The organism is Methylobacterium nonmethylotrophicum (genome assembly GCF_004745635.1).
Classification (GTDB): domain Bacteria; phylum Pseudomonadota; class Alphaproteobacteria; order Rhizobiales; family Beijerinckiaceae; genus Methylobacterium; species Methylobacterium nonmethylotrophicum.
Window position 1 is genome coordinate 249,427 of sequence record NZ_SRLB01000001.1, and the last position, 13,206, is coordinate 262,632.

Genomic DNA, 13,206 nt, shown 5'->3' on the forward strand with positions numbered 1-13,206 from the left:
CGCCCGGAGGTGCCCCCTTCCGGACCCTGCGACATATCAATTCGGATGTCCGCTCGGCGGATAGAAGCGGCCCCAAGAGCCGTGGCTATGACAGCGGTTTCGGGATGTCGGCTACGTCTCTCGGCCATCCTTGCGGTCAGTTGTTCGAAGGCACTCCGCGTCTTTCCTGTAGGGATCTATCTTTGCCATACTGACGCCCAAGCATCTTACGCCGAAAGGCGCTGTGACCACGTTCTCGCCGCACGGCTCTGCCCTCTTCATGCAGCGAAGCGAACGAGATCATGTCTTCCAGCCAGCCAGGAAGTCGAGGAGCAGTTGGTTGACCTCCTCGGGCTGCTCTTCGTGGGGGAGGTGGCCGCAGCGCGCGATCGCCGCGGTGCGCAGGTCGCTCGCCATCTCGGCCCACACGGCCGCCATGTCGAAGGTCTTGCCGACGGCGCCGAAATCGGCGCCCCACAGCGACAGCACCGGGCAGGAGATCTTCACGTCGGCGTCGACGAGATCTTGCGCCGTGTCCTCCTGGTTGGCGCGGTAGTCCGCCATTGCGCCACGCACAGCCCCGGGTGCCTTGTAGGCGGCGACGTACGCATCGAAGTCAGCGCCTGAGATGGCATGCGGGTTGAAGCACCAGTCCGAGAAGAAGTGGCGTAACCAAATGTCTTCGCGGCCCGCGATCAGCGCCTCTGGCAGGTCGGGCACGAGATGGAACAGGAAGAACCAGTAGGCACGGGCGACCTGAGCGTTCATGCTGCGCGCCACGATTCGGGTCGGCACGTTGTCCATCACGACTAGGCGGTCGAGGCGACCAGGATGGTCCTTGGCGAACCGCGTGGCGACGCGGGCACCACGGTCATGCCCAACGAGGGCGATTCTGTCGATCCCGAGAGCGTCGAGGAGGGCGACGAGGTCCTGCGCCATCGTACGCTTGTCGTACCCGCTCGCCGGCTTGTCGGTCTCGCCGTAGCCCCGTAGATCTGGTGCGATGACGCGGTATTGTCGGCTGAGTGGCGGGATCTGGTAGCGCCAGGCGTAGCTCGTTTCCGGGAAGCCGTGCAGCAGCACGACGGGCGGGCCCGACCCGGCCTCGAGGTAGTGCTGCCGGATGCCGTTTGCCCGGATGGTGTGATGCGTGATCGACGTCATGCTCCGTCCCTCTTTATATTTCGCAGCGTGCAGCCAGCATGGCACGGCGCAGGCTGCGGTCTTTCAGAATTGCCCGGTGTTTTAGACGTATCGCCGGCGCTGGATCACGTAGCCTTCGCTGAAGCGGGATCCGTGGCGGCGACGAGGATCAGCGCAGGAGCGAGGGCGAGAGCCGCGAGCCCCACGAGGTAGTAGAGCAGAGCCGCAAGCCCGCAGCCGAGAGCGAAGGCCGCGACGGCGGCGCTCATTCGAGCGATCCGGCTCCTTGCCGCGTGCTCAGCGGGTACGCCCCGCAAAAGGTCCGCGAGATCGATCATGATCTGCGTCGTCGTCCCGGTCATCAGGGTCGAGGGCGGAGCCTCAGGCAGATGCGCCCGGTGCGCAGCGTTCTGGACCGCCATCGCGGCGACCAGCACCATGCCGGTAAGGAGCGCCGCCGGACGATCGGCATCAGCGAAGGGTCCGAGAGCCACAGCGAGGACCGCTCCGAGGAACAAGAAGGTGCATTGGGCGGCGAGCAGCACACGCAGGGCCGGCCGGCCCGTCTCGTCCAGGCGGCGGCTCGCCAGGCGGGTCAGGAGAACTGCGATGCAGAAGACCGGCAGCACCAGAAGCTTCGCCCAGGCACCGGTGGCGCCGTGCACCATCGCGGCGCCGAAGGTTACGAAGTTGCCAGTGACGTGGGCGGTGAACAGGCCCTGGAGCGATAGGAAGCCGAGCGTGTCGACGTAGCCGCCGACGAAGCTCAGGATCTGGGCGAGAGAAGGACGCATGGGGACGTGATCCGTTCGAGGGGAGGGCGCGTCACCAAGCGTAGCGCAGCTCGACGCCGAGATAGGCGCCGTCCTTTCCTCCGGCCCGGCGGATCGTGTCGCCGGCGGCAAAGCGCACCGCCTCGACCGCACCGGTGAGGCCGGGCGCGAAGACGTAATCCGCCCGCAGTTGGCCGTAGGCGCCGCTCCACAGATGCCCGCGTCCGGCCGTGCCGGGCACCGGGTTGCTCGGCTGGACGTAGATCGCGTCGGACGTGGTCTGGCGCCATTGCAGCCCCAGAGCCGCGCTGACCGCGAGGCCAGCGGCCGGGTGCACGGTCAACGACGGCTTGAGGTGGAGGAGGTTGGCGTAACTCGTGTAACCCGCCAGCGTGAAGTAGTAGCCGTTCGGAAACAGCGGGTTGAAGGTGCCGAGGACGCCGTCGCCGCGGCGGCGATCGCCCGACGCGGCGTCGCCCTGGAGGCCGAGGCGCGGTTGCCAGGGGAGATCCGCGAGCGTGTAGCCGACGCGGCTGCCGACGGCCCAAGCGGCGATGTCGTCGCGGCCAACGCGGCCGAACTGGCCCATCGCCTCGAGGTCCCAGTCGAACCCGCCGGCGCTGCCCGCATAGCGGATGTCGAGGACGTGGCGCCTCTCGTTGCCGGTGGCGTCGAGGAAGCGGGCGCCGTCGCGCTCGTAGAGACCCCAATAGGCCGAGAGTTCCTGATCGCCGAAGACCTTGCGCTCGACCCGCAGGGTACTGAAAGCGAAGGCCCGGGTGGAGATATCGTCGAAGGGCTCATTGAACCGGTACTGCACCGGCTGGCTGACGAAGCCGAGCACCCGCCACGGCCCGGATTCCCAGTCGGCCCAGAGCGCGTCGAAGGACTGGCGCACGTTCGGCCCGTCGCGCGAGGACACGAAGCGCTGCAGGTCGAAGGCGAAGTCCTGCCGCCCAGCCCGCGCCTTGAAGGTCCCGTCCTCAGTCGTCCGGCTGTAGGACAGGAAGGCGAGGCGCAGATCGAGGATGTTCTCGTCGACCGAGGTGACGACGCGTTTGCCGGGCGCCCGCACGTCCTCGATCTGCGCGAAGATCTGCCAATTCTCGTCCAAGTGCGCGTCGAGGTGGATCTGCAGGCGCTGGAGCAGGTAGGCATCGCCCCGCGGCCCGCCGATGCCGAAGGCGGGCGTGCGGTTGCTCTCGAAGCGCTCGCGCAGGGTCAGGCCCAGCGACAGGTAGCTCTTCGGGTCGGCCGCGAAGAGCGGGATGTACTTCAGGTCGTCGAAAGGCTGGATGCGCTTGGCCGGGTCGGCGAGCCCCGACCAGTCCTCGGCCCAGCGGTTCGTCTTCGTCGCCGGACGGGTGACCGCGTCGGACGTCGCATCCTCGGCGCGCGCGCCCGCGCCGAGGAGCACGCAGAGCGCGACGACCGCGCCCGGCCGTGTGCCGCTCACTGCGCCGCCGCGCCGGATGCGTGGATCTCCGCGACGTAGCCGCCGGGGAAGCGCACCATCGCGGCCTTCCGGTCGCCGGCCGAATAAGGCGCGACCAGCACGCTCGCGCCGGAGGCCTGCGCCTTGGCGAGGGTGTCGGTGAGGTCGGCGACCTCGTAGCCGGTGGTCTCGTGGCCGTAGGGATAGGGCAGGTGGCCGTCGGTCACCAGCACGGTCAGGCGGCCGAACTCCGAGGTCAGGCGCAGGCGCCGGTAGGTGTCGCCCGGCCGGCCGATCTCGACGCCGGGGGCCTTGGGCTCGTCCGAGACCACGCGTCCTTGCGAGAAGCGGCGAAATCCCCCGACGAACGCCTCGACGCTGTCGGGCGAGACGTAGACGCGGTTCTCCGGCACCGTCGCGAAGGGCGCGTAGTCGGGCTTCGTGGTGTGCCAGTAGAGCTGCATGTTGACGCCGCCCGGCCACTGGATGACCGCGTCGCGGCCGATCGGGTCCGGGAAGGTCTGGACGATCACCGCGGCCCCGGCCGCGCGGGCGGCCGCCACCGCCGCATCCATGTCGGTGACGAGGTAGCCCGTGCGCTCGGCTCCGAAGGGGTAGGGGATCGGCGTCTTGAAGCCGAACAGGGAGACGGTGCCGAAAGGAGTCTGGATCAGCTGCGAGGTGGTGCTCGACGGCGTCGGCGTGACGGTCGCGACGACCTGCTTGGTGCTCTTGCCGCCGAAGGTCGCGGTGAAGCTCGCGACGAAGCGGTCGACGTCCTCGGGGGCGACGTAGACGTGGGTGGTGTCGTATTGCGGGGCGACGGCGACCGTGTGCTCGTACGCGGCGTCCCGGGCCGCGGCCGGGCCGGCGAGGAGGGCGGAGGCGAGGAGGGCGGCGAGGATGCGCATCATGGGGGCTCCAGGCGGTTGGCCGTAAAAGGGATTTTAGGGAGTCGGTGAAGCGCCCCTGAACCCTCCCCCCTCTGCGGGGGAGGGTGGCCCCTGCGTTAGCAGGGGCCGGGAGAGGGGCAGCGCGACGGTGCCGGACATGGCGCCCGTCACCACGCTCGCGACCTCTCCGGAAACGGGGTTCCCCTCTCCCGGCCTGCTCCGCAGGCCACCCTCCCCCGCAGAGGGGGGGAGGGTTCGGGGCAGCGCCTCACACGGCCCAGCAGGCGCAGCCCAGAGCGCCCCAGAAGCTCTTCAGGTCCGAGACCGGCGCCTGCGACGACCAGGCGGTGGCGTGGGCGTGCCCGTGCAGCCCGCACGACATCGCGCAGCCGCAGGACGCGCTCGCCTCCCGTGCTACCACCGCCTCCGCCCGGACCGGGCGCTCGCCCCAGGCGCCGTAGCCCTTGAAGGTGCGCACCGGCGACCAGTCCGGCATCGCCGGCGGGGGCGGCGTCTCGTCGAGGGCGGCAAAGAGGCCCGCCGCGTACACCACCTTGCCGCCCACCACCGTGAGGTCGCTCACCGTATCGGCGATCTCGGCTTCGGCGCAGGACAGCACGTCGCGGTCCGGGACGATCAGGTCGGCGAGCTGGCCCACCTGGATGCGGCCCTTCCGGCCCTCCTCGTTCGAGAACCAGGTCACCTTCTCGGTCCACATCCGCAACGCCGTCTCGCGGTCGAGGCAGTTGCGGCGGGGCGTGAGCTGCATCCCGCCGACCGTGCGGCCAGTGACGAGCCAGGAGATCGCGACCCAAGGGTTGTAGGAGGCGACCCGCGTCGCGTCGGTGCCGGCCGAGACCGGCACGCCCTTCTCGAGCATCCGCGCCACCGGCGGGGTCGCGGCAGCGGCGCCGTGGCCGTAGCGCTCGACGAAGTATTCGCCCTGGTAGGCCATCCGGTGCTGGATCGCGATGCCGCCGCCGAGCGCGGCGATCCGATCGATCGAGGCCTCCGAGATCGTCTCGGCATGGTCGAAGAACCAGTTGAGGCCGGAGAGCGGGATGTCCTGGTTGACGCGCTCGAACACGTCGAGGGCGCGGGAGATCGTCTCGTCGTAGGTGGCGTGCAGGCGCCAGGGCCAGCGGTTCTCGGCCAGCACCCGCACCACCCCCTCGAGCTCGCCCTCCATCTCGGGCGCCATGTCGGGCCGCGGCTGGCGGAAATCCTCGAAATCGGCCGCCGAGAAGACCAGCATCTCGCCGGCACCGTTGTGGCGGAAATAGTCGTCGCCCTGCTTGTAGCGGGACGATTTCGTCCAGGCGAGGAAGTCCTCCTTCTCGGCCTTCGGCTTCTGGGTGAACAGGTTGTAGGCGAGCCGTACGGTGAGCTGGCCGGCCTCGGCGAGCGTCTGGACGACCCGGTAATCCTCCGGATAGTTCTGGAACCCGCCGCCGGCATCGATCGCGCCGGTCACGCCGAGCCGGTTGAGTTCGCGCATGAAGTGGCGGGTCGAGTTGACCTGGTACTCGAAGGGGAGCTTCGGCCCCTTGGCGAGGGTGGCGTAGAGGATCGCGGCGTTGGGCTTGGCGAGCAGCAGCCCGGTCGGGTTGCCGGCAGAATCGCGCAGGATCGACCCGCCCGGCGGCTCGGGCGTGTCCCTGGTGTAGCCGACGGCTCGCAAAGCTGCGCCGTTCAAGAGCGCCCGGTCGTAGAGGTGGAGCAGGAAGACCGGCGTGTCGGGGGCGACGGCGTTCAGCTCTTCCAGCGTCGGCAGGCGCTTCTCGGCGAACTGGTGCTCGGTGAAGCCGCCGACGACCCGGACCCATTGCGGCGGCGGCGTCACCGCCACCTGGCGCTTGAGCATCGCCATCGCGTCGGCGAGCGAGCGCACCCCGTCCCAGCGCAGCTCCATGTTGAAGTTGAGCCCGCCGCGGATCAGGTGCAGGTGATTGTCGATGAGGCCGGGCAGCACCCGCCGGCCCTTGAGGTCGACCACCCGCGTCTCCGGCCCGGCAAGCGCCATGACCTCGCGGTCGGACCCGACCGCCGTGAAGGCGCCGTCCGTCATCGCGACCGCGGAGGCGGCGGGATTGCCCGGATCGAGCGTGGTGACGAGGCCGCCGCGCAGGATCAGGTCGGGGTGAGCCACAGCGCTCAATCGAAGCTCCTCGGTCGGACGTGAAGGGGGCCGCCGGCCTCAAGTCAGGCCGGCGGGCGTCTCGAAGCCTCGCGCTCGACGGCGAAGCTCTTGCGGTGGAGCAGGCTCGACAGGACGGCCGGGTGGCCGCGCCAGTAAGAGACGGCCATCTCGCCGGCCAGGATGCCGAGGAGGCCGACGAGGGCGATGATCGGCGGCGCAGGCGACTTCACGCCGATCAGCCCGTAGGCGACGCCGACCGCGAGGCCGGCGCCGAGGGAGAGGATGTACGGCAGCATCGCGCGCCGGCCGTGTCTCAGTGGCCTTCGGACGCGCCGAACATCGACTTGGCGTAGATGATGCCGAGCCCATAGGCGCCGCCGTACTTCTTGGCGATGCCGGTGGTCATCTCGTAGGTCTCGGTGCGGGCCCAGTCGCGCTGCAGCTCGAGCATGTATTGCAGCGAGGTCATCGGCTGCACGCCGGCCTGGATCATCCGCTGCATGGCGCGCTCATGCGCCTCGTCCGAGACGTCGCCGCACGCATCCGCGATGACGTAGACCTCGTAGCCCTGGTCGATGGCCGAGAGGGTCGGGCCGACGATGCAGACCGAGGTCCACAGGCCGGCGAAAACCAGGCGGTCCTTGCCGATCTCCGACACCCGGGCCACCACGGCGGCGTCCTCCCAGGTGTTCATCGAGGTGCGGTCGAGGAGCTTCTCCTCCGGGAAGGCCGAGGTGATCTCCTCGAACATCGGCCCGGAAAAGCTCTTCTCGGCCACCGTCGTCAGCACCGTCGACACGCCGAACCCGGCGGCCGCGCGCGAGACCAGGGCGACGTTGTTGCGCAGAGTCACGGCGTCGATGGACTTCGTCGCGAAGGACATCTGCGACTGGAAGTCGATCATGATTAGTGTGTGATCGTGCGGCGAGACGAGGCGCTTTCCGGGCGTCGGCGTCGCTTTGATAGCCATGAGTCGGGCTCCTTACGCTCGTCCTGGCGGACGGTGACCGTTGCGCCACCGCTCTCGGGCCGGTGGCGTTGCCGGTTTCTAGTCCCGCCGGGGACACGCGGATTGGAGGCTTTGCGCGCAGCTTGGACGAATGCGCTGTCGCGGCGTCCCAAAGGTGCGTTGCGGGGAACCTTTCCCGGTCGGGCTCGATGCCATCGCCGACGAGGCGCGGGGTGTCTCATCCCACCGCGGGCCTGATGGGGAGCCCGGTCCGGGCGCAGTCTCCCGGACCGACAAAACACCGCGAGAATCGACAAGACCCAGGGGCGCCCACCGCCAGATCCTTTGGCTGCGAACGCGGCCTCGGCAGGCGGGCCGACCGGGAAGGCCATGATCGAGCATCACGATAGAGGCGAGGCACCTCTGCCCGGCCTGCGCGAAGCGCTGCTGCGCTGGCTCTTGCACGACGCGGTGGACGTGCGCTTTCTCGATGACGTTTTCGCGGTCTTCTGCGACCGGCTGCGCCGCGACGGCGTTGCGGTCGCGTATGCCACGCTGCACCTGCGCACCAACCATCCGCAATGGCTCGGCATCGAGATCCTGTGGCGGAAGGGCTGCCATGCGCCGCGCTCGCGCAATCTCGATTACGGGCAGTTCGGGATGGAAGGTTTTCGTGGCAGCCCGGCGGCGCGGATCCTCGCCGGTGCCGAGATGGTGCGACACCGCCAGGACGAGACGGGCGAGGACGCGCACCCGGAAGTCGCCGGACTAATGACTGTCGAGGGCCTGACCGACCTCGTCGCATGGCCGATGCGCTACACGCTGGGCCGGCGCCACGTGGCCTCCTTCGCGAGCGACCGGCCGGACGGGTTCACGCAGGCCGAGATCGCCCTCCTGACGGACCTTCTTCCGGCTCTGGCCGTCGTCACCGAGGTGCGCCACCGAAACCGCCTGACCCGCCTCCTCCTCGATACCTATGTCGGGCCGCATGCGGGCGAGATGATCCTGAACGGCGCGACGCGGCGGGGCAGCGGCGTCACCGTCGCGGCGGCGATCATGGTGGTCGACCTGCGCGGCTTCACCCGGATCTCCGAGCTGTGGCCGCGCGACGACGTGATCGCGCTCCTCAACGACTATTTCGATGCGGTGTGCTGCCCGGTGGAGCGCAACGGCGGCGAGATCCTGAAGTTCATGGGCGACGGCCTGCTAGCGATCTTTCCCCTCAACCGGCCGGATGCAGGCGTCGCGACCCTGCGAGCCGCCGACGAGGCCCGTCGAGCGATGCGCGACCTCAACGGGGTCCGCGCGGCCCAAGGTCTCGACGCTCTCGGCTACGGGATCGGGGTCCATGCGGGCGCGGTGATGTACGGCAACATCGGCTCGCGCACCCGGCTCGACTTCACCGTCATCGGCCCGGCCGTCAACGTCGCCGCCCGGCTGGAGGGGCTGACGAAGGCGCTCGACGCGGACGTGCTGGTCTCGGGTGCCTTCGCGGCGCTCCTCGACGCGCCCACGTCGCTGGCCTGCCTTGGGAGTTTCCCGCTGCGCGGCGTCGGCGAGCCGCTGGAGGTCTATCGGCTCGCCGAACAGGAGGTCCCGGGTAACAAGCCGCGCCGCGGAGCCGTCAACCCTCGATGAAGGCCAGGAGGTCGGCGTTGAGGCGATCAGCATGGGTCGTCGCCGTGGCGTGGGGGGCGCCCGGATAGACCTTGAGCGTCGCGCCACGGATCATCTCGGCGGCGAGTTTGCCGGTGGATTCGAACGGCACGACCTGGTCGGCGTCGCCGTGGACCACCAGGGTCGGCACGTCGATCCTCTGCATGTCGGGCCGGAAGTCGGTTTCGGCGAAGGCCGTGGCGCAATCCACCGTGGCCTTGATCGAGGCCATGAGGGCGATCTGCAATGTCTGCTTGAAGACACCCTGCGAGACCGTCATGCCTTTGTTGGTGCCGTAGAAGACTGGGTTGAAATCATCGAGGAACTGCGCCCGATCCTTGACGATCCCGGCCTTCAGGGCATCGAAGAAGGACTTGTCCGGCCCATCATGGTCGGCGGTCTTGCCGAAGATCGGTGTGACGGCGCTGACCAGAGCGAGCTTGGCGACCCGCCCCGAGCCATGCCGGGCGATATAGCGGGTCACGTCCCCGCCGCCCATCGAGAAGCCGACCAGCACGACCTCCCGCAAGTCCAAAGCCGCGATCAGCGCCGCGATGTCGTCCGACATCGTGTCGTAGTCGTAGCCGCCCCAGGGCTGGCCCGACCGGCCGAAACCACGCCGGTCGAACGCCACCGTGCGGTAGCCGCGTTCGGCGAAGAACAGCATCTGCGCGTCCCACATGTCCGCCGAGAGCGGCCAGCCGTGGCTGAACAGGACCGGCTGCCCGGTGCCCCAGTCCTTGTAGTAGATCTCGGTTCCGTCCTCGGTCTTGATCGTCGGCATGTCCTGCTTCCCCTGGGTGGCGGCGCGCAGGATAGGTTCGGGGCGGGCGGGCGGATTGGACGATCGCGATGCGGCTTGTGCGGAATCCCTCTGCCGTAGCGGCCGCCTCGCCCGGGAGCCGGGGTGCCGCCCACCCGGCGACTGGGGCCGATAAGCAGCAGTGCGGACGGTTAGTCCGATCTGTTCGGATCGGTGGATCGTTTTTCATGTCCGAGCAGGCGTCCATACCCGCCGCAATGACGATCGTGCTCAGAACCGTCTGATGCGGCCGGGATCCACTCCTCCGGACCCGTTCCTCGGAGAGCGGTTCGCAGGGTATCTGGGCGTCGCAGCCTGCACGCCTCGCCGCGTCCACCGCGACGGCCTCATGTGGATCGGCGTAACGCGCCTGATCGGCTCCCGCTCCGGGAACGAGCGGATCGCGCCGACGGCCGAAGAGGACGCATTCAGCATCGTCCATTTCATGCGTAGCATCGAACGGCACGAGCGCTGGCGCCAGGGCTATTGTGTCTTCGGCGGCGCGTTCGCAGCCGACACCGTGAGCGTGCTCGATCTGCGCGAGCCTGTGGAGTGCGCGATCCGCGGCGACATCGACGCCGTGCAGTACTACATTCCGCGTGCGGCCCTCGACGCGTTCGCCCGGGAGAACGACGCGCGTCCGGTATCCACGCTGGCGTGGTGCCGGCAAATGCCCGATCCCGTTGCGGCGCCCCTGTCGCGTCTTCTAATCCCCGCCCTTCGCGGGGGTAGTCCCGCCAACGACCTGTTCGTCGAGCAGCTCTGCCTCGGCCTGCTCGCCCATGTCGCCTGCGCCTACGGGGGAATGCAGCCGGCCACGTCCGCCATCGGCGGATTGGCAGGTTGGCAGGAACGCCGGGCCAGGGAGATCATGCACGCCCGCTTCGCGACGCGACTGACCATCGCCGGCATCGCGCGAGAATGCGGCTTGACGGCGAGCCATTTCGCGCGTGCCTTCCGCAGGAGCACCAGACAGCGCCCGCACGAATACCTCACCGCCATCCGGATCGCGCACGCCAAGGAGCTGGCGCGCAACTCGGACCTACCCCTGTCGGACATCGCGCTGCTCTGCGGCTTTGGAGACCAGAGCTACTTCACGCGCACCTTCACGCGGGAGGTCGGCACCAGCCCAGGGCTGTGGCGGCGCACGCATCGGCCGTGAATCCGAAACTGAAGGTGTTGCGCCTTCCAGCCGGCGAGTGCCTTGTGACGCAGTGTCCCGCATGCCATCGAGGTCATGCCGTGGACGGTCCCGGCGGGTCATCGATCCCGCCCTGCGCGGCACGGCGTCCGGTTTAGCCGTACGGTGGTGCAGGATCGCTTCTACGTGGCCTCGTGGGCCTGCGGCCGTTCGGAGCGACGGGGTGGCGATGGACAAGCTTGCGGGATTGTCGGTGTTCGTGCAGGTCGCCGATTCCGGCTCCTTCGCGGCGGCCGCGCGGGCACTCGGACTGACCGCGTCAGCCATCGGCAAGACGATCGCGCGCCTAGAGGAGCAGCTGGAGGTCCGGCTGTTCCACCGGAACACCCGCAGCCTCAGCCTAACGGCCGAGGGCGCGCAGTTCCTCGACCGCTGTCGCGGGATCATGGAGGCGGTCGCCGCGGCCGAGCGCGAGCTTGCCGGATCACGCAGCGGAGACCTCCGCGGGAAGCTGCGCGTCAGCGTTCCCCTGGTGAGCCGGCAGTGGCACCGGCTGTTCCTGTCGTTCATGGAGACCCATCCCGGGCTCGAGCTCGAACTCAACTACACCAACCGCGTCGTCGACATGGTCGAGGAGGGGTTCGAGGCGGCCGTGCGAATCGGCATTCTCAAGGACTCGCGATTGCGCATGCGCCGACTCGGGAGCTTCCGGCGTGTTCTCGTCGCGGCCCCGGGCTACCTGGAGCGCCACGGTGTGCCGGTCGATCTCGACGACCTCGAGCGGCACGACTGCCTGCGCAGTAGGAACGCCTCGTCCTGCCAGCTCGACGTCTGGCCCCTGGGTCCCGATCCCGCGCGGCGCAGCGCCCGGCTCAGACCCCGGTTTATCGTCGATCACAGCGAGATGCTCCTGACCGCGGCCCTCGGCGGGGCCGGGATCGCCTGCGTCCCGGAGTTCTGGGCTTGCGAGCATGTCAGGAGGGGAGAACTGCGGATCGTCCTGGCCGACGAGACTGCAAACACCCGGGAGGTCTCCGCCGTCTGGCCGGGCGGACAGGTGGCCTGCCCCAGGGTATCGGCGTTCGTTGGCTTCTTGGCGATCCACCTTCCCCCGGTCCTCGCGGAGTCGAGGGAAGGTGGATCGCCGTGTTGAGCGATGAAACTGCGACGGTCGTTCTCGACCGGCCCGACTCGGGTTCCGCCGGCTCCGCTACGACGTGCCCCGATCGTCAAGGAGCCCATCCTCGTCGTGCGGCTGCATCAATGAGAGCGCGAGCGGATGCGGTGCGTGCAGGCGCCGCCATTGTCCGGGGCTAGTCCCGACCGCACGGGAGAAGACCCGGGTGAAGTAGCTCTGGTCGTGAAAGCCGCAAGAGAGGGCGATGTCGGCCAGCGGCAGTCCCGTCGTCATCATGAGCGTGCGCGCCTCATCGATCCGCAGGGCCGACAGGTACTGATGCGGCGAGCGCCCGGTGCTGCGCCGGAAGGCGGCGGCGAAGTAGCTCGGGGAGAGTCCGCACGCGCGGCTGACCTCGGTGATCGTCATCGAGCTGGCAAGCCGGGCCCGCATCACCTCCTTGGCGCGCCGTTCCTGCCAGGGCGCGAGCCCGCCGCGCCGGGGGCTCACCCGCGTGGGGACCTGCCCGTAGCGGTGAGCCACGTGGGCCAGGAAGGCCAGCACGAGATGGTCGACGAAGACCGCGCGTGCTGGGTCCGGCCGTTCGATCGCCGGGAGGAGCAACTTCACCAAACTGAGAGCGACGGGATCAACCCGGTCGCGGGGCCAGGACAGGCCGACGGGCCGGGCGAAGCCCTCCTCCGCGGCGACATCGTGCAGGACTGCGTCGGGCAGATAGAGCTGCATCGCGTCGAAGGTGCCACGCATGGTGGAGCGGGGCGTGTCGCCGAGGCTCAGCGCGCTGACCGCTCCGGCCGGGACCATTCCCGCGTGCCGGACGCGGCCGGTGACCCGCAAGTCGTGGTGTTGCAGCGGCCGGAGCTGGATCACGATGCTGAAGGCGGCCTCAGGTCTGAGTGGCGCCGTGACCGCGTCGGGTATCACCTGCCCCTGGAGCCGCGTCAGGACGAGCGGCGCGAGACGGCCACGCCCGACCGGGAGCGAAGAGGTCGCCCGGATTCCGAAATGCCGGGCGAGGCGTTCGCCGTGCAGGCCCTGCCGTGGCCCGGCCTGATGCGAGGATGGCGCCATGCGCCGTGTCTCGGACTCTGCTGCCATGGGCCGTCATCGAGAAGGTCTAGCAAGGTCTGGACACAAATTTCTCCCAAGTCAGCGCG

The 13,206-nt window shown here is 69.0% G+C and carries 12 protein-coding genes; 3 read left to right on the top strand and 9 right to left on the bottom strand.

What is annotated here, in order from left to right; all coding sequences use genetic code 11:
- Positions 1–279: 279 nt before the first annotated feature.
- From EU555_RS01155 to EU555_RS01190, 7 genes are all read right to left on the bottom strand, one after another.
- Positions 280–1,143, bottom strand: coding sequence for an alpha/beta fold hydrolase (locus tag EU555_RS01155; protein WP_135412610.1), 864 nt, complete (start codon positions 1,141–1,143; stop codon positions 280–282).
- A gap of 104 nt (positions 1,144–1,247) precedes the next feature.
- Positions 1,248–1,916: a YoaK family protein gene (locus EU555_RS01160; RefSeq protein WP_135412611.1), complete on the bottom strand. Its 669-nt coding sequence runs from the start codon at positions 1,914–1,916 to the stop codon at positions 1,248–1,250.
- Positions 1,917–1,947: 31 nt separating this feature from the next.
- On the bottom strand, positions 1,948–3,351 hold the full coding sequence (locus tag EU555_RS01165) for an alginate export family protein (RefSeq protein ID WP_425375068.1): 1,404 nt from the start codon (positions 3,349–3,351) through the stop codon (positions 1,948–1,950).
- The gene (locus EU555_RS01170; protein WP_135412612.1) at positions 3,348–4,244 is read right to left on the bottom strand and encodes a glyoxalase; all 897 of its coding nucleotides are present in this window, start codon (positions 4,242–4,244) and stop codon (positions 3,348–3,350) included. Before EU555_RS01170 ends, EU555_RS01165 begins: the two co-directional genes overlap by 4 nt.
- Before the next feature lie 247 nt (positions 4,245–4,491).
- On the bottom strand, positions 4,492–6,372 hold the full coding sequence (locus EU555_RS01180; RefSeq protein ID WP_425375077.1) for an amidohydrolase: 1,881 nt from the start codon (positions 6,370–6,372) through the stop codon (positions 4,492–4,494).
- Between the two features lie 53 nt (positions 6,373–6,425).
- A complete protein-coding gene (locus EU555_RS01185; RefSeq protein ID WP_135412614.1) occupies positions 6,426–6,659 on the bottom strand; it encodes a DUF1427 family protein in 234 nt (77 codons plus the stop codon).
- Between the two features lie 17 nt (positions 6,660–6,676).
- Positions 6,677–7,327: a hydrolase gene (locus EU555_RS01190; RefSeq protein ID WP_205820744.1), complete on the bottom strand. Its 651-nt coding sequence runs from the start codon at positions 7,325–7,327 to the stop codon at positions 6,677–6,679.
- Positions 7,328–7,702: 375 nt separating this feature from the next.
- On the opposite strand from EU555_RS01190, the gene EU555_RS01195 reads away from it, so the two are divergent.
- Positions 7,703–8,950: an adenylate/guanylate cyclase domain-containing protein gene (locus tag EU555_RS01195; RefSeq protein ID WP_135412616.1), complete on the top strand. Its 1,248-nt coding sequence runs from the start codon at positions 7,703–7,705 to the stop codon at positions 8,948–8,950.
- Here the strand turns inward: EU555_RS01195 and EU555_RS01200 are convergent.
- A complete protein-coding gene (locus tag EU555_RS01200) occupies positions 8,937–9,752 on the bottom strand; it encodes an alpha/beta fold hydrolase (RefSeq protein ID WP_135412617.1) in 816 nt (271 codons plus the stop codon). The two genes, EU555_RS01195 and EU555_RS01200, sit on opposite strands and share 14 nt — an antisense overlap.
- Positions 9,753–10,119: 367 nt before the next feature.
- On the opposite strand from EU555_RS01200, the gene EU555_RS01205 reads away from it, so the two are divergent.
- Together EU555_RS01205 and EU555_RS01210 are read left to right on the top strand one after the other, a co-directional pair.
- Positions 10,120–10,932 carry an AraC family transcriptional regulator gene (locus EU555_RS01205; protein WP_135412618.1) on the top strand — a complete coding sequence of 271 codons (813 nt, stop codon included), beginning with the start codon at positions 10,120–10,122 and terminating at the stop codon, positions 10,930–10,932.
- A 208-nt stretch (positions 10,933–11,140) separates the two neighbouring features.
- Positions 11,141–12,064, top strand: coding sequence for a LysR family transcriptional regulator (locus EU555_RS01210; RefSeq protein WP_135412914.1), 924 nt, complete (start codon positions 11,141–11,143; stop codon positions 12,062–12,064).
- Between the two features lie 57 nt (positions 12,065–12,121).
- Here the strand turns inward: EU555_RS01210 and EU555_RS01215 are convergent, their stop codons facing one another.
- Complete coding sequence (locus EU555_RS01215; protein ID WP_135412619.1) at positions 12,122–13,120, bottom strand: helix-turn-helix transcriptional regulator; 999 nt, start codon at positions 13,118–13,120, stop codon at positions 12,122–12,124.
- Between the last annotated feature and the right edge of the window lie 86 nt (positions 13,121–13,206).